Annotated in this window: 12 protein-coding genes; 9 read left to right on the top strand and 3 right to left on the bottom strand. The window is 51.2% G+C overall.

Features of this window, described 5'->3' with window-relative positions; genetic code table 11:
- Positions 1-338: 338 nt before the first annotated feature.
- From Q0418_RS07900 to Q0418_RS07875, 6 genes are all read left to right on the top strand, one after another.
- Complete coding sequence (locus Q0418_RS07900) at positions 339-1,229, top strand: dipicolinate synthase subunit DpsA (RefSeq protein ID WP_298483596.1); 891 nt, start codon at positions 339-341, stop codon at positions 1,227-1,229.
- 268 nt (positions 1,230-1,497) lie between these two features.
- A complete protein-coding gene (locus Q0418_RS07895) occupies positions 1,498-3,837 on the top strand; it encodes a cellulose-binding protein CttA-related protein (RefSeq protein WP_298483595.1) in 2,340 nt (779 codons plus the stop codon).
- Positions 3,838-3,947: 110 nt separating this feature from the next.
- Positions 3,948-4,673 (top strand): LPXTG cell wall anchor domain-containing protein, encoded by a 726-nt coding sequence (locus tag Q0418_RS07890; RefSeq protein ID WP_298483594.1) that lies wholly within the window; start codon positions 3,948-3,950, stop codon positions 4,671-4,673.
- Between the two features lie 132 nt (positions 4,674-4,805).
- Positions 4,806-6,284 (top strand): recombinase family protein, encoded by a 1,479-nt coding sequence (locus Q0418_RS07885; protein ID WP_298483593.1) that lies wholly within the window; start codon positions 4,806-4,808, stop codon positions 6,282-6,284.
- 125 nt (positions 6,285-6,409) lie between these two features.
- Positions 6,410-6,991 (top strand): dipicolinate synthase subunit B, encoded by a 582-nt coding sequence (locus tag Q0418_RS07880; RefSeq protein WP_298483592.1) that lies wholly within the window; start codon positions 6,410-6,412, stop codon positions 6,989-6,991.
- A 94-nt stretch (positions 6,992-7,085) separates the two neighbouring features.
- The gene (locus tag Q0418_RS07875) at positions 7,086-8,015 is read left to right on the top strand and encodes an AEC family transporter (RefSeq protein ID WP_298483591.1); all 930 of its coding nucleotides are present in this window, start codon (positions 7,086-7,088) and stop codon (positions 8,013-8,015) included.
- A gap of 184 nt (positions 8,016-8,199) precedes the next feature.
- Here Q0418_RS07875 and Q0418_RS07870 read toward each other — a convergent pair whose 3' ends face one another.
- The 3 genes from Q0418_RS07870 to yicI all read right to left on the bottom strand — a co-directional run bounded on the left by Q0418_RS07870 (position 8,200) and on the right by yicI (position 12,157).
- A complete protein-coding gene (locus tag Q0418_RS07870) occupies positions 8,200-9,273 on the bottom strand; it encodes an FkbM family methyltransferase (RefSeq protein WP_298483590.1) in 1,074 nt (357 codons plus the stop codon).
- A 36-nt stretch (positions 9,274-9,309) separates the two neighbouring features.
- Positions 9,310-9,723 (bottom strand): PH domain-containing protein, encoded by a 414-nt coding sequence (locus Q0418_RS07865; RefSeq protein ID WP_298483589.1) that lies wholly within the window; start codon positions 9,721-9,723, stop codon positions 9,310-9,312.
- Between the two features lie 97 nt (positions 9,724-9,820).
- Positions 9,821-12,157: an alpha-xylosidase gene (yicI, locus tag Q0418_RS07860; RefSeq protein ID WP_298483588.1), complete on the bottom strand. Its 2,337-nt coding sequence runs from the start codon at positions 12,155-12,157 to the stop codon at positions 9,821-9,823.
- Positions 12,158-12,519: 362 nt separating this feature from the next.
- Between yicI and Q0418_RS07855 the strand changes: the two genes are divergently transcribed.
- From Q0418_RS07855 to Q0418_RS07845, 3 genes are all read left to right on the top strand, one after another.
- Entirely contained in the window at positions 12,520-14,127 is a 1,608-nt protein-coding gene (locus Q0418_RS07855) for a CTP synthase (RefSeq protein ID WP_298483587.1), read from the top strand.
- 165 nt (positions 14,128-14,292) lie between these two features.
- Complete coding sequence (locus Q0418_RS07850; RefSeq protein WP_298483586.1) at positions 14,293-15,006, top strand: response regulator transcription factor; 714 nt, start codon at positions 14,293-14,295, stop codon at positions 15,004-15,006.
- A complete protein-coding gene (locus Q0418_RS07845; protein WP_298483585.1) occupies positions 14,966-16,444 on the top strand; it encodes a cell wall metabolism sensor histidine kinase WalK in 1,479 nt (492 codons plus the stop codon). The genes Q0418_RS07850 and Q0418_RS07845 overlap by 41 nt, the downstream gene beginning before the upstream one ends.
- Positions 16,445-16,959: the final 515 nt, after the last annotated feature.

Genomic DNA, 16,959 nt, shown 5'->3' with positions numbered 1-16,959 from the left:
AGCGAATGCCTGTCGGCGAATCTTTTCATGGAACTGATCAGAGATTAGTATAAAATGAGGAATGGCGGTATTTCCCTGACGCCTCATGATTAAGATTAAGGCACCATTTTTCGAAGGCAGCATAGGATGGAATAAGGCATAGCAGAATTGAAATGGGCGTACTTTCCACTGTTTCCACAGTGAATATGTTGAAAACTCGTTGAAAGCATGTCCTGGCTGGCTGTGCTGACAGATCCCGGTCTCCGCTGCGTGTATGCGCCGGATGCCGGCATGGGTGGTGCTGATGCGAATCCTGGATTCGCACTTGGCAGAGGAATTCCAGGAGCGGAGGTATGGGTATGCAAACCAACAAGGTGATTCTGGTGGCAGGCGGCGATCTGCGGCAATGTTATGCGGCACGGAAACTGGCGGAACTGCCCGGATGGACGGTGCAGGCGGCAGGCTTTGTGCAGGATGCGCTGGAAAACAGCGGTGTGATATGCTGTGGGGAGGATCTGCATGATGTAGCGCCATATGATGTGCTGGTGCTGCCGATTGCGGCAAGCCCGGACGATGAGACAGTGCAGGTACCCTTCGGGAAACAGCCGATGCCGCTGACAGTGCTCGCGGAACACGGAAAGCCCGGGGCACTGGTGCTGGGCGGTCAGTGTTCGGAAGCTGTGAAACGCTGTTTCCTGGCGAAAGGGATGGAAACGCAGGATTACCTTCTGCGGGAGGAACTATGCCTCAGCAATGCCGTTCCCACTGCCGAGGGCGCCATTCAGATCGCCATGGAGGAAACGGCATCCACCCTGGACGGCGGCACAGCACTCATCGTGGGCTACGGCAGGATCGGCATGGCACTTGCACCGCGGCTCCGGGGACTGGGCATGACGGTGAACGTCTGCGCCAGACGGTGCGAGACCAGAGCACTTGCAGTGATGCAGGGCTGCTGTGCTATGCCCATGACAGAATTGGAACAGGCGGCGGCAGGGAGCACGCTGGTGCTGAACACTGTCCCGGCGCCGGTTCTCACCGAAGCGGTGCTCAGGGCATTGCCGGCAGAAGCTCTGGTCATCGACCTGGCATCCCGACCCGGCGGCACGGATTTCACAGCGGCAAAAAGGCTGGGCGTTCGTGTTGTGTGGGCTTTGTCGCTTCCGCCGGAGATGCGGTGTTGGCACAGAAAATTGTTGAAAAGCCTGTGGAAAGCGGTGGAATATTCAGAATACCGCCGCAGAATTGTGTAAAAGCGACAAAAATGAGGATAATATCCAGCGAAGAATTTTAAAAAAAAAGAGCGGATGGGCTTGACACGAGCGAAATAATATGTTAAAATACGTATGTAAATTGTTTATGGGGCTGCTATAGGCAGACCTGTAGGCAGTCACAATTGCCGTTTGCAGGTCGTTTTTGTTTATGAAGCGGTATGAACCAGAACGGACTGCAGCTGTTGAGTCGGGTGAGAGACATCCGTACAGGCGGCAATGCAATTCAAAAAAAGAGAGGTAAAAAAGAATGAAGAAGACATTTAACAGACTTCTTGCTGCAACTGTCGCAATTCCGGTTGCACTGGGTCAGGTTCTTGCGATTTCTGCTACAGCTGCTGAAACTGAAAAGTTCGCTGTAACCACAGAAAAGCTCCTGAACGTGGAGACAAACGCAGGCTTCCCGACGGATGCTGAAGGCGATACCATTACCTTTACTCAGGTTTCCAACTGGAATGACACTGTTGCAAAGGCACTGGAAAAGGCTGACGGCAAGACAATCACAGTTGACGCTAAGGCAATTGTTGGTTCTCTGGGCTCCAGTTACTATGCATCCCTGATTAAGGACATTGTAAACGCTTCTGAAAACCCGACCGCTACTGTATCCGGAAGCACTGTTACAATCACCGGCGAGGCTGATTTTGCAAGCTATCTCGCACCGGAACTGAACGACAAGTTCGCTGAACTGGGCTATGAGGGTGTCACTATTGATACTACTGTTCTGGAAGGCGCAACTTACACAGCAACACTGGATCTCGACCTGGACAACAAGTCCGCTTCTGCTGATCTGACGATGAACGCAGCTGGCAAGGACTACACCGTAGACACTGCTGCTGACTATCTGGATGTTGTTTATGCTGACCTGTCCAAGCAGGTTGAAGCTGCTGTAGACCAGAAGGTAAAGGATCTGGCTGCTGAGTACAACATGACAGAAGAAGAAGTTCGTGCAAACGCTGACTTCGACATCGACGGCGATCTGGCTGAGCTGAAGGCTATCACCGATAAGCTGGCTAACAAGATTACTGCTCTGCAGAATAAGCTGGATACATTTAAGACAGCAAACATCGCAGAGAAGACCTATGAAACTGCTGATGCTGCTCTGGTTGCAGCTCTGAACTATGCAGTAAAGAACGGCATTGCTTCTGCTGCAAATCAGCCGAACACTGTTGACGGCATGATCGCAAAGTATGGCGCAACATTCGACAATGCTGTTGCTTCTCTGAACTCCAGCCTGGAAGATGCTGATGTAAACGTTGAGATTCAGGTTTCTTCTGCTGACATCGCTTCTGTTCTGAATGGTGCATCTGCAGTTGTTGTAAGCGCAGTAAACGGTGCATATTCTGCTGACTTCGAGATCGAAGATGCACAGTATGATGCAGTTGTTGCTTACGTAGAAGCTCAGGTTGAAGAAGTATACGGCGGCACAAAGGAAGTTGTTTCTGTTGAAACTGTAAAGACCGTAGAGGTTGATGCAAGCGCAGAAGGAACAGCTGCTCTGGATATCGTTCGTGACGTAACTGTTGTTCTGAAGGATAAGGATACAACCGAATCTACTTCTGAAACAGAGGGTTCTGAGACAGAAACAAATACTGAAACAACAGTAAGCAATACAGATGATACTACTGGTACTGGTAGTGAAACAACAGCAAGCGGTACAGATGATACCACTGGTACCGGCACTGAAACAACAGTAAGCGGTACAGATGATACCACTGGTACTGGCACAGAAACAACAGCAAGCGGTACAGATGATACCACTGGTACTGGCACAGAAACAACAGCAAGCGGTACAGATGATACCACTGGCACAGCTTCTGGCACTGGCACAGAAACAACAGCAAGCGGTACAGACGATACCACTGGCACAGGCACTGAAACAACAGCAAGTGGTACAGATGATACTACTGGCACTGGTACAACAGAGACAACTGAGTCTCTTCCGAATGTTACAGATATCTCTGAGATCTCTGTAAAGGTACTGGATGAGGCTGTTTCCAACGGTATCTACTTCTCTCACGAGGAATCCTTCGATGCTGCTGATCTGATCGAGTCTGTTACCATCACTCTGACCGATGGTTCTACTCAGACTGTTGATCCGGCAAGTGCAATTGCATTTGTAAGCACACCGGCTGAAGTATATGCAACTGTTGACCAGGCAGCTGGCGCAGGTAATGTATACTTCAAGGGCGAAGTTGAGATCTACTATGCAGCAGATCCGGATAAGACTCCGCTGGCTGAAAAGCCCACAGTTGCTGTTGCAAAGAAGGGTGACGTAAACCTGGACGGCACAGTAAGCCCGGACGATGCTTATGAGATGCTGGTTTACTATGCATCTGCTTCCGTAGGCAAGGATAATGTTGCTTTCAATACCGTTGGCAACGACGATGTTCTGCTGGCGAAGCTGGCTTACTATGTAGCTGATATCAATACAGAATCCAAGCAGGGTGCAGATGATGCAGACCGTGAAAATGCAACTGTAATCATCAATCCGGATGATGCATTCATGACTCTGGTTTACTATGCTGCAAACAGCGTTGAGAAGAATCCGGTTTGGGAAGACATCATGAACGGCGAGACTTACAGCAAGTAAGTAAGTCACTTACTCACTCAATTTAATTCGTTTGTATATGTAAGCAGTGCGAGGTGCATATCGCACTGCGAGCATATCACATAAATTTATTCTTGAAAGGAAATAGAAAAATGAAGACTACATTTAAGAAGACAATGGCTGCTCTTTCTGCAGCAGCAGTTGTAGCTGCATCTGCAGCAGTAATGGCAGTTCCGGCAAGCGCAGCAGGCGCAACAGTTACTATCAGCAGTGTTACTCTGACACTGGATGAGCTGAAGGCTGCTAACTATGAGGTTACTCTGCCGGTTACAGTTGACGCAGCTTACACCAAGCTGGCTTATGGTATGAAGATCGGCGATGGCCTGACTTTCGTATCTGCTAAGGCAATGGCTGGTGGTGCAGCTGTTGAAGAGGCTGGTTCTATCTGGGTTGCAGGCGCTTCTGCATCTGCAGTTGATCCGGCTGATGCTCCGACTTGCGGTAAGGTAACTGTTAAGGTAACAGATGCTGCTGCTCCTGGAGACACCTTCACTGTTGAAGGTCTGAGCGTTGCTCCGGCTGGTAACTCTGCTGAGTATGCAAACGTTGAGGCTGGCGTTGAGAACTCTGTTCCGACTGTTGTTAGCGGCGTAATCACCATCGCTGCTGATCAGACTGAGACATCAACTGAGGCTCCGACTACTACTACTGCAGCTGAGACCACTACTACAACCGCTGCTCCGGTTGCAACAACCACAAAGGCTCCGGCTAAGTCCACTTCTTCTCCGAAGACTGGTGACGCTCTGCCGATCGCTGGCGTAGCTGCTGCTGTAGCTGTTATCGGTGGCGTTGCTTTCGTTGCTAAGAAGAGAAAGTAAGAGATACCTACGTAAGTAACGTATCGCGCAACTGAATTTCACGCACTAGATGCGTAACAGAGGGCACTCCCGGGTTTCCGGGGGTGCCTTTTTGCGTGTGTTGCTGCATATACATATCCTGGAGGTGATGGTATGACAGCAATTTACGCGCGGCAGTCTGTGGAGCGTGTGGATTCCATTTCCATTGACATGCAGGTGGAATACTGCAAGCGCCTGTGTGCGGAAGGGAATTGCCGCGTTTATACAGATCGAGGATTCAGCGGCACTACAACGGCACGACCTGCCTTTCAGGAGATGCTGGAGGCAGTGGAACAGGGGGAGATTCGTGAAGTACTGGTCTACAAACTGGATCGTATCTCTCGTTCCCTCTGCGATTTTGCCGGTATGATGCAGACATTCCGGCAGCATGGGGTAACATTGCGTTCTGTCCGGGAGAGTTTTGATACCCAAACAGAGATCGGCGGGATGCTTCTGAATCTTCTGATGATGTTTGCGGAATTGGAACAGAAAACCATTGCCGGGCGTGTCCGGGATAATTATTATGCCCGTGCTGTACAGCAGATGGCGCTGGGTGGTGTGGCACCCTATGGTTATGAGATCGTACCCATTCTGCTTCATGGGCATAAGACCACGACCCTTGCACCTGTCCCGGAAGAAGCGGCGCAGGTTTTGTGGCTGTACACACGCTATGGGCTTCATGGGGAAAACGTGGAACAGCTGGTGCATAAATGCAACCAAAGAGGCAGCCGTACCCGGCAGGGGGCGGATTGGTCCAACAGCGGCGTGATTCGCATCCTGCGCAATCCGGTTTATGTTCAGGGAGATCTCCGCTGTGTAACTTATTTCCGGGAACAGGGGGCAGTATTGGATCATTCCTTGGAGCAGTACTGTAAGGGGAACGGATGCCTGGTGTACGGGGATAAAAAGGAACGGAAAGGTGCAAAGCTGACACGATTAGAGGGGGAACATATTGCCGCAGGACTGCATCCTGGACTGGTGGAACCGGCACTGTGGCTTGCGGTGCAGGAACGACTTGCCTCCCGGGGCGGCAGTACCAACCGGGGAACAGGCCATCGCTCATGGCTTCAGGGGATCGTGGTATGCGGTCTGTGCGGCACCCGGTGTTATGCCCGGAATAACGGCACAGGTGCCAGATATACATATTTTGTCTGCCGTGGAAAGCGACTGGGGCTTTGTAATGGCATTCCGGCATTGCGTACGGAGACGGTGGAGGATGCAGTTGCACCGATTCTGGCGCAGCAGGCGGCAATGCTTCTGCCATTGGCAAGGACGAAAACACCTGACCAGCCCGACCCGAATGCTGCTGCGCTGGAAGAACTGGATGGGCGTATGCAGCGAATTGCGGCGGCAATGGGTGAACCCTCGGCGGCAATGCCTTTTTTGCGGGAAGAACTGGAACGGCTTGCGGCGGAACGGGCAGTATATACCCAGCGGCTGCGGCGTGTTGCAGCGCCGCAGAAAAAGGATGTCAGTACTCAATGGAATACCTGGTGGGAACAGGCTGACCTGGAGCAGCGCCGCCGTGCCACGGGATTGCTTGTACAGGAGGTGCGCGTATTTCCGGAGCGAATTGAGATCAAACTGCGGTAATTCTCGACCAAGCTTGTTTATGTGTCATCGCCGCATGATTGCTCCGGGGAAGGTTGCACCCATGACAGCGGGCGGGATCATCGCAGATACGATCTGTAACATTCTCGAGGAGAGGGGACTCGCCCATGAACGATTTGACAGGTGAACGAATCGGTTTTGTGGTCACCGGTTCGTTCTGTACTTTTTCAGCCGCTTTTGCCCAGGCGGCAAAGCTGCGGGAGGCAGGTGCGGTACTGACGCCGATCTTTTCGGAGCACGCTGCCACCATAGACACACGTTTCGGCAAAGCCGCCGACCGGGTGGCGGAGCTGGAGGAGATCTGTGGCAGACCATCCATTCGTACAATTGCCCAGGCGGAGCCAATCGGTCCGAAGGATCTGTTGGATCTGCTGGTAGTTGCGCCGTGCACGGCAAATACTGCGGCGAAGCTTGCACATGGGATCACGGACTCCACCGCCACCATGGCAGTCAAATCCATGCTCCGCCGGCAGAAGCCTGTTGTTCTGGCAATTGCAACCAACGATGCACTGGGAGCGTCTGCAAAGAACATCGGGCTTTTGATGAACACGAAGCATTATTATTTTGTGCCTCTGCGCCAGGATGCGCCCCTGGAAAAGCCAGCATCCCTGGTGGCAGATTTCACAAAGCTGCCCGAAACGGTGGAAATGGCACAACAACAGAAGCAAATTCAGCCGATTTTCATATAAGTCCTGAAAATCAGTCAAAAATATGTGTTATACTATCATGGGTGGAAATCGGCTCTTCGGTTTCCACCCATTTCTGAGAATGAGGTGTAATGCTGTGGCGTGGATTATTTTGAAACAGGCGGTGCTGATGCTCCTGCTGAATCTGGTAGGCGTGATCGCCTATCGGGCAAAAATTGTGGACAAGAACGGCGGCAGACAGTTTTCCAACTTTGTATTGGAAATTGTCACGCCGGTGCTGGTGGTAAATGCCTATGCCGAGGTGGAATATGAGTCCCGACTTGTGGTGAATCTGCTCTGGACATTTCTGCTGGCGGCGGTGTCTTATGTCATTGCCATTGGTACGGTATATTTAGCCATCCGGAAGAAGCCCGGTAGGGAGACGGAGATCGAACGGTTTTCCGCTATTTATAGTAACTGCGGATTCATGGGGATCCCCCTTGCTAGCGCGTTGCTGGGAACAGAAGGTGTATTCTATGCCACGGCATTTCTGACGGTATTTTTCTGTTTCGCATGGACGCACGGCATTATGCTCCTGACAGGGCAGCATGACCGGAAAGCTTTGATGAAAAAACTCTGTTCGCCTACGATGATCGGTATTGCCATCGGGTTGCTGCTGTTCTTTTTCCGGGTGCAGCTGCCGGAACTGTTGGCGACGACGTTTGATTATATTGCCGGGTTGAATACGCCTATGGCAATGATCGCTTCGGGTATCAGTGTGGCACAGGCGAATTTGTTTCAGGCGGTGCGTAATCCACGGGTGTATTATGTCTGTGGTGTGAAACTGCTGCTGGTGCCGTTGGTATTGGGGCTGCTCTTTTTGCCGTTGTCCTTTATTCCGGTGGAGATACGGACAGTGGTGCTGGTACTGACAGCTGCGCCATCGGCGGCAATGTGTACCTTGCAATGCCAGAAGCACGGGAAGAACGACTTGTATGCCTCCCATATTTTTGCCCTGACCACGATCTTGTCCATGGGAACGATGCCGCTGATGGTAAAGCTTTTCACATGGGCAGTGGGCGTATAATCCCTGTGGTTTTTGTGCGAATGAACTAACGCCGCCTGCGGGCGGCGACCAGGGATGCTGTCCCTAGACCAGCTTGCCAGGCTGCCTTTTTGAAAATTGGTAAGAAATATTTTTGGCGATTACTATGTACTTATAAGAAAAAACCGTCGTTTTGAAAAACGACGGTTTTTGTTTTGCCTGAAAATCATTTTTTTCCCGAAGGTACTGCGTACAGGTTTGTCTCCCACGCCGGGATATACAACTGATGCCGGATATACAGGTCATAGCCCGGATTCAGCCGCCGGATGAGCAGCGGCAGGGCAAAGATGTCCTCGTTCCGATGGTAGAGCGACACCATGAGCTTCGGGGAAAAATGCGCAATGGTCTGGGATGCACCCCAGAGCGCTTCCCGTTCGCAGCCCTCCACGTCCATTTTAATAATCGTAGCCGGTCTGCCCTGTAAAATACTGTCCACCGACCGTGCGTCGATCTCCTGCCCGAAAGCGGAGACAGCCGACTGGCGGCCTGCCTTTGTGGCAAAGGGCACCGTCGTATCCAGGCACCATGCCACGGCATTGTAGGCGTAGACATAGTTCATGCCGTCCAGATACTTGCACAGCTTCTTGAAGTTCTTCCGGTCAGGTTCCACCGCATAAATGCGGATGTACTTGCCCCGGGTGTACTGGAGCACCTCCGCAATGGTGTCGCCGTTGTAGGCGCCCAGATCCACATAGACCTCGTTGGGCGTCAGGCGGATGATCTTGCGGTAGATGTCCGATTTCGGCGTAGTGACATCCAGAAGATAACGGATGTTTCCGCTGATTTTAAAGTTGATGATATTGGCATAAACGGTTCGGGAATAATCGTCAGCCAGCATGTGGTAGACCTCTTCGATCTCCTCAGCGTGCTCCTCGCAATATTCGTAGGTGAACAGCCCGCCGCCTGCCACCGGGACATCCGGTACGATCAGCGTGTGGCGCTGTCCGATCTCCACGATTTTGTCCACCAGAGACTGATAGCCGGCGGCAAATGCCAGAACAATGACAAAATCCTCCACCTGTGCCTCGATCTCGGAAAGTTTCCGTACCTTATAGCCTGCAAAAGAATGGCCTCGTACAAACTCATCGCTTGCAAAAATGCCGGCAAGCGGAATGGACTTTTCCCGAAAGACACGCATAATCTTTTCTGCACCGTCGCCCATCCCGTAGATAAAGATCGGACGGGTCTCCGCCTGTAATTTTTCCCACGAGGACTGCTTCTCTGTGATAAAAGAAAGCATGTTCAGGACCTCCTTTTCTCTCTGTTTCTGTGCGGATTACAATACATTGTCATCACAGTCGCACAGATCCGGCGGAAAGCCTGCCGGTCCGACCATATCCCTGCCCCGGATGCCGAACCGGTCACGCTGCTCATTGATGCAGGCTGTGATCAGGTCGGACACCTGACGTGGGTTTTTGATCGCATGGATCTCCTTTTCCGGGGTATCCACATCTTTGCTGTACAGAATGATACTGCCGCAGCCGAATATCCGCTGAAACAGCGGAAGCTTCATTTTTTTGTCGGTGATCCGGTAAATATCCAGCTCGTCCTCTGTCACCGTGAGAAAGCCCACACGTGTGATCAGCCGGGTGTCTGTGAGATAATACCGGGTAAAGGACAGCGGCAGCCCGAACAGCGTCCGTTTTTTGTCCGTCCAGATATATTCGATTCCGTCTTTTGATTTCGGCATTTCCGCCGCCCTCCCTTTTTAAAAGAATACATCATTCGGTTTTCGCAGCGCTTATGAATGATAAATCAAGCCCGGAGAAAACCGCAATCTGCGTAAATTATAACTGGATCTCGCCCTTGCCGCCCTGCATGGTGATCTTCTTGTCTGTTCCGGCAACGGATACGGTAAAGGTTTTGTCCGTTGCGCCGCTTTCGATGGTGATGGTATTGCCGCTGCGGGTCGCTGTCAGGGTCAGAACCGGCTTTGCATCTACATCATAAACCGTAGCAGAAGCGGACTTGCCGTCCTCCAGGTTGCAGATCATGAAGTCAGCGCCGTCCAGATAGTCATACTCGAACTGATTCTCGAATGCACCGAAGGTTACGATGGAATTGGGCTTTGCCAGAACCGGCATTTCCATGAAGGTGCACTTCTTAGAGTGATACTTGCCGCCTTCCATGGTCTCGCCGGTGATAATATCATACCACTTGCCTTCCGGCAGATAGAAGTCAGCCACGCCGTCCTCACGGAATACCGGAGCGCACAGCAGATTGTCACCCAGCATATACTGCTGATCCAGATAGCGGCATGCGATATCGTCAGTGAAATCCATGACCATAGGACGCATCATAGGCACACCGGTGGTAGAAGTCTGGATCGCCTGTGCGAACAGATAGGGCATCAGCTTGCCCTTGAGCTTGGTGAAGAAGCGCAGGACATCGCAGGATTCCTCGTCGAAATTCCACGGCACACGATAAGAAGTGGAGCCATGGAGACGACTGTGGGTGGACATCAGACCGAATGCGCACCAACGCTTGTATACATCCGGAGAAGCCTTTGCCTCGAAGCCGCCGATATCGTGGCTGAAGAAGCCGAAGCCAGAGGAGCACAGGGACAGACCGCCGCGGAGTGTCTCAGCCATAGAGGTATACTCTGCGGAGCAGTCGCCGCCCCAGTGTACCGGGAATTTCTGACCGCCCACGGTGGCACTTCTGGCGAACAAGCATGCCTGTCCCTTGCCGTAGTATTCTTCCAGCACATCGAATACGGTCTTGTTATATAAATAGGTATAGTAGTTGTGCATATGGATGGGGTCTGCACCGTTGTAATATACAGCCTTTGTGGGGATTCTCTCACCGAAGTCTGTCTTGATGGCGGTTACGCCCATTTCGCAGAGCTTGCGCACGCCGGAGGCGAACCATGCAGCTGCTTCCGGATTGGTGAAGTCCACGATCGCCATGCCCGGCTGCCACAGGTCTGTCTGGAATACGCTGCCGTCCGGATTCTTGATGAAATAGCCCTTTTCCACGCCCGCATCAAAGAGGCAGGACTTCTGGGAAATGTACGGATTGATCCAGCAGCAGATGCCCAAACCACGGTCTTTCAGACGCTTGATCATAGCAGGCGGATCCGGGAACTGGGTCAGATCCCATTCGAAGTCAGTCCACTGGTATTCCTTCATCCAGAAGCAGTCGAAGTGGAACATCTGGAGAGGGATATCACGCTCTGCCATGCCGTCAATAAAGGAAGTAACGGTCTCTTCATCATAAGTCGTGGTGAAGGAAGTGGAGAGCCACAGACCGAAGGTCTTTGCCGGTGGCAGTGACGGCTTGCCGGTGAGATCGGTGTAGTTTTTCAGTACTTCGTGGAGGTCAGCGCCGCCGATGAAGAAGTACTCGATTTCCTCGCCGGGTACAGTAAAGGAAACCTTGTTGATGGTATCCGAAGCCACTTCAAAGGAAACCTTGTCTGCGGAATTAACCAGGACGCCGTAGCCGTTGGAGGTGATATAGAACGGGATACACTTATAGCTTTGGTCGGAGCAGGTGCCGCCGTCGGAGTTCCAGGACTCAACCGTCTGACCATTTTTCACGAAAGGCGTGAACTTTTCGCCGAAGCCATAGACGCACTCGCCCACATCCAGGGTCAGCTGTTCCCGGATATAGGTGCTATGTGCATCCTGGGGATAGTTGAAGAAATCGTCGTCTGTCTGGAGTGCCAGGCGCGCGTCACGATGGAACTTGTTTTCCTGGATATAGGAAGTGGAGCGCCAGCCGCCGCCGGTGAGCCGCTTTCCGTCACGGGAGAAAGAAACGTCCCAGCCGTCAGTGCCCTTTTTGATCTTCAGGGTAGTGCTGCCAGCAGTCATGGAGACGAAGCCCTCTTCCTCGTGGATCTCCGGTACATAATCCTCGGAGACATTCAGCTCGAACTGGGGCTTGTTTTTCAGGCTGCCTTTGTGGTGGCAGATGTGTACACGAATGACATCCGGAGCCACTGCGGTGTATGTGATCTCAAATGCCACGCCGCCCAGTGTCATTGCCCGATTCCAGATCGCACTGGATGTTGCAAATACCTTAATCGCATTTTTCGTTGTTGTGACATCGTATGCCTGTACTGCATAGGAAACGTCATAACCTCTCTGGTTTAACCAAAGGCCATCAGAAAATTTCATGGAGTACCTCCTGCATTATAAAAAAATGTTTGTATCCCATGTGACATTTCCGGTGCACTGGTAGCTTGCCTGTGCCCGTACCATCTACATGTAAGCCTATTGTACCACATTTGTAACCGAAATGTCAATCTCTTTCGGGGAAAATGTGCCGCTTCGGGCGTGTATTTACAAAATTACCATAAATGTTGCACAATTTCATGATGGCGTTTTTGTGGCAATTGCTTTGGCGTGGTGTTTTCATATATTTAGAGATGTCCTAAAATTGATTTCCGTGACATTTCAAAATAAGGTCTTGCTTTTTTCGGCAGGATACGGTATAATAGAATGAATAGGAATTTGACTGTCAAACGGGAGGATTTAAGATGCCAAAATATGTATTTGTCACCGGCGGCGTTGTCTCCGGTCTCGGTAAGGGAATCACTGCTGCGTCTTTGGGACGTCTGCTCAAAGCACGGGGATATAAGGTCACCATCCAGAAGTTCGATCCCTATATCAATGTTGACCCCGGTACCATGAGCCCCTATCAGCACGGCGAAGTGTTCGTCACCGATGACGGCGCAGAGACGGATCTGGATCTGGGACACTATGAGCGTTTCATTGATGAGAACCTTTCCATCAACAACAATGTCACCACCGGCAAGATCTACTGGACTGTCCTGAACAAGGAACGCCGGGGTGACTATCTGGGCGGCACCGTTCAGGTAATTCCCCATATTACCAATGAGATCAAGGATCGTATCTATCGTGTGGGAAAGGAATCCAATGCCGATGTGGTTATCACAGAGATCGGCGGTACTGTGGGTGATATTGAGAGCACCCCGTTCCTGGAAGCCATCCGCCAGTTTGTCACCGAAGTGGGCAGAGGCAATGCCATGTATATCCATGTCACTCTGGTACCCTATATCGCCGGCTCCAATGAGCTGAAGTCCAAGCCCACACAGCATTCCGTCAAGGAACTGCTGTCCATCGGCATCCAGCCCCATGTGGTAGTATGCCGTACTGAACAGGAAATTCCAGAGGATATGGCACGGAAGATCAGCATGTTCTGTAATGTCCGGGAAGAGGATATTATCCAGAATATGACGGCGCCGTCCCTGTACGAAGTCCCCATGATGCTGGAAAATGAGGGGCTGACCGACAGCGTCTGCCATCACCTGGGGCTGGAAAACCGCACACCGGATCTCACCGACTGGATCGCTATGACCGAACGCCAGAAGCGTGCGGACAAGGATGTGACCATTGGTCTGGTGGGCAAGTATGTGGCACTCCAGGATGCCTATCTGTCTGTGGCAGAGGCACTCCACCACGGCGGTATCGTCAATGATGCACGGGTGAAGATCCTGTGGATCGACTCGGAAAAGATCACCCGGGAAAATGCAGGGGAAACTCTGAAAGACTGCGATGGTATTATCGTACCGGGCGGCTTCGGTGACCGTGGTATCGAGGGCATGATCGAAGCCATTCGCTATGCCCGTCTGAATCGGGTACCCATGTTCGGCATTTGTCTGGGCATGCAGATGGCAGTAGTGGAATTTGCACGGAATGTTGCCGGATTCCCGGATGCCAACTCCTCGGAGTTCGACCCGGAGGGTGCACACAGCGTTATCCATATCATGGAAGATCAGAAGAATGTTGAAAACAAGGGCGGCACCATGCGCCTGGGTCTGTATCCCTGCAAGCTCACGCCGGGTACACTGGTACACGATATTTACCAGGAAGACCTGATTTATGAGCGCCACCGCCACCGGTTCGAATTCAATAACAATTTCCGCACACAGCTGACCGAAAAGGGCTTGCAGATTGCCGGACTGTCTCCGGACGAGCGTCTGGTGGAGATCGTCTCTCTGGCAGATCACCCGTGGTTTATCGGCGTGCAGTTCCATCCGGAATTCAAATCCCGCCCCAATAAGCCCCAGAAGCTGTTTGCATCCTTTATCGGCGCAGCCCTGAAAAACCGGAACGGGAAATAAATTTCTGTTTGTTGGAATAATATCTCTCCACTTCCAGATCTATAATTTGCTATAAGCGGTTTCTTTCAGCCTCCTCTGAAAGGGGAGGGGAACCATGGCGCAGCAATGGCGGAGGGTTATTTCAACGATATATAGGCAAAAATTCTTCGTAAAGAGGTGAACAATATGAGCAAAATGTTGATCGTAGACGACGAAGAGAAGATTCGTGCTGTTGTCCGGGAATATGCCGAATTTGAGGAGTTCGAAGTGACCGAAGCCCGGGACGGTATGGAGGCGGTGACGCTCTGCCGGGAAAATGACTATGATATTATCATTATGGATGTTATGATGCCTCGGCTGGACGGCTATTCCGCTTGCAAGGAAATCAAGAAGCAGAAGGATATCCCGGTGATCATGCTGTCTGCCCGAGGCGAGGAATATGACAAGCTCTTCGGCTTTGAGACCGGTATTGACGACTATGTGGTGAAGCCCTTTTCGCCCAGAGAACTGATGGCACGTGTCCGGGCTGTGCTGGCACGGAGCCAGGCAGCAGCCCAGAGTCCTGCTGTGCTCCAGCAGGAGCGCCAGGTCTATGGTGGTCTGGAAATCGACCTTGCCGGACGGGAAGTCTATGTGGATGGCGTGCGTGCTTCTATGACGCCAAAGGAATATGATCTGCTGTTTTATCTGGTGAAAAACAAGGGACTGGCACTCTCCAGAGACAAACTTCTGGAAGAAGTGTGGGGATATGATTTCTTCGGGGACGACCGCACGGTGGATACGCATATCAAGATGCTGCGAGGCAGCCTTGGACCGTATCGCACCTATATCGTGACCTTGAGAGGAATGGGATATAAATTTGATCCGGGAAATGAATCCGCATCGGCTGCTCGATCGTAATCTGCGTATTGGCGTCAAGATATGGCTGTTCTTCATGCTTTTTGTCTGCGTGGTCTTTTTGCTCATGTGGCTGTTTCAGGTAATTTTCCTGGAATGGTTCTATGAATCCATGAAGATCCGTGACACGGCAAAGGTGGCGCAGCAGCTTGTGTCGGACTTTGGCTCAAGCGAATTTGAGGACGATGCCGCAGATGTTGCCCTGCAAAACGAAATGTGCATTGAGATCCTGGACGCAAACGGCAGGGAACTGTACTATAACTGTGTGTACGGCAAAAAATGTCTGCTCCACGGTCCGGGGAACGGCACGTTTTTCTACCTCATCGACCTCCAGAACAGCGAAACCGGCACCATCTGCCGGCGTGTGCTCAATAACAATCTGCAAAATGAAATGCTGGTCTACGGCTGTACGATGTATGAGAAAAACGGCAGAGTGGCAGGATATCTCCTGTTGAATTCTCCGCTGGTTCCAGTGGAATCCACGGTCTCGATTTTGAAGCGGCAGACCATGCTCATTACAATACTGCTGGTATTCTTCGGGTTTCTCATCTCTTTTTATACGGCGAATCACATTTCCACCCCCATTGTACGCATTACGAAGTCCGCAAAGCGGTTGGCGCACGGGGACTACAGCGTGCGTTTTGAAGGCGGCGGCTATGCAGAAGTGGACGAACTGGTGGAGACCCTGACCTATGCGGCGAAGGAGCTGTCCAAAACCGATGAGATGCAGCGGGATCTCATCGCCAATGTGTCCCACGATCTGCGGACACCGCTGACCATGCTGAAAGCCTACGCGGAGATGATACGGGATCTGTCGGGCAACAATCCCGTGAAGCGGGAACAGCATCTGAACATTATCATCGAAGAGACCGACCGGCTTTCTCTGCTGGTAAACGATATGCTGGATCTGTCCAAGCTGGAAAGTGGAACCCAGAAGCTGAATTACACCACCTTTGACATTGCCCAGTGTATGGAGGAGATCGTCCACCGCTATGAGGGCATTTCCGAGCGCATGGGCTATCACATTCAGTTTTCGCCGGGCGAACCTTGTCTGGTGCGTTGTGACGAGAGCAAGATCAACCGTGTTATCGGCAATCTCATCAACAACGCCATCAATTACACTTCCAAAGAGGACAAACAGGTATTTGTGACTCAAAAAAATCTGCCGGGCTGCGTGCGGATTGAAGTGCGTGATACCGGTGATGGCATTGAGGAGGAGAAGATCAAGCTGATCTTTGACAAGTACTATCGCTCCGAGAATCACAAGCGGGAAGTGGTGGGTACCGGTCTGGGATTGTCTATCGTCAAAGCGATCCTGAAAATGCATGGCTATAATTACGGCGTAAACAGCAAGCTGGGCGAAGGATCTATATTCTGGTTTGAGATTCGGGATATTGTCCAGGAGGAAAAAACCGACGGAATGCAACAAAAAATGAATTGAAATAGAAAAATGGGATTGCATTAAGCAGTCCCATTTTTCTGTGACTTTATGTGTAAAAGGCAACAAAAAACGCCCCGGGGTGAGGGACGTTTTTTGCTATGATATAGGGATTATTGGGGATTTTCCGTTCTGCATCGGGGTGTATACAGAACGGTTAGAGGATGTTACATGCTCTCTTTGAGCATGGTATCAGTATACATGTCCAATGTGTTCATTTCGTGAAGTGATGCTGAAAAGCCGCTGAAAACCGGGAGAATTCAGTTTTCACAAAGGGCGGTATCATAATACAGAGAAATCTCTGCATAGATCTAGCGCTATCGTCGTTTTGTACAAAAATCAGAATATATATACATACAAAATCAGCTGTTTTTTATACATTTCGCTGAAAATGCGCGATTTGCGCCGCCAGGGCAAATTTTTTCCTTGTTGTACTTGCTATTTCATGTTAAATATGATACAATAAAAGTGTGCAGAAATCAACTTGATTTCTTACTGATTTTTGTATTATTTGACGA

Source organism: uncultured Ruminococcus sp. (genome assembly GCF_937915125.1).
Classification (GTDB): domain Bacteria; phylum Bacillota; class Clostridia; order Oscillospirales; family Ruminococcaceae; genus Ruminococcus_C.
The sequence above is the reverse complement of the archived record's forward strand: the minus strand, read 5'-3'. Positions and strand labels throughout refer to the sequence as shown.

Excerpts from the sequence above, each read along its gene's own strand:
- Q0418_RS07900 (WP_298483596.1), top strand. The coding sequence starts at position 339 with ATGCAAACCAACAAGGTGATTCTGGTGGCAGGCGGCGATCTGCGGCAA.
- Q0418_RS07895 (WP_298483595.1), top strand. The coding sequence starts at position 1,498 with ATGAAGAAGACATTTAACAGACTTCTTGCTGCAACTGTCGCAATTCCG.
- Q0418_RS07890 (WP_298483594.1), top strand. The coding sequence starts at position 3,948 with ATGAAGACTACATTTAAGAAGACAATGGCTGCTCTTTCTGCAGCAGCA.
- Q0418_RS07885 (WP_298483593.1), top strand. The coding sequence starts at position 4,806 with ATGACAGCAATTTACGCGCGGCAGTCTGTGGAGCGTGTGGATTCCATT.
- Q0418_RS07880 (WP_298483592.1), top strand. The coding sequence starts at position 6,410 with ATGAACGATTTGACAGGTGAACGAATCGGTTTTGTGGTCACCGGTTCG.
- Q0418_RS07870 (WP_298483590.1), bottom strand. The coding sequence starts at position 9,273 with ATGCTTTCTTTTATCACAGAGAAGCAGTCCTCGTGGGAAAAATTACAG.
- Q0418_RS07865 (WP_298483589.1), bottom strand. The coding sequence starts at position 9,723 with ATGCCGAAATCAAAAGACGGAATCGAATATATCTGGACGGACAAAAAA.
- yicI (WP_298483588.1), bottom strand. The coding sequence starts at position 12,157 with ATGAAATTTTCTGATGGCCTTTGGTTAAACCAGAGAGGTTATGACGTT.
- Q0418_RS07855 (WP_298483587.1), top strand. The coding sequence starts at position 12,520 with ATGCCAAAATATGTATTTGTCACCGGCGGCGTTGTCTCCGGTCTCGGT.
- Q0418_RS07850 (WP_298483586.1), top strand. The coding sequence starts at position 14,293 with ATGAGCAAAATGTTGATCGTAGACGACGAAGAGAAGATTCGTGCTGTT.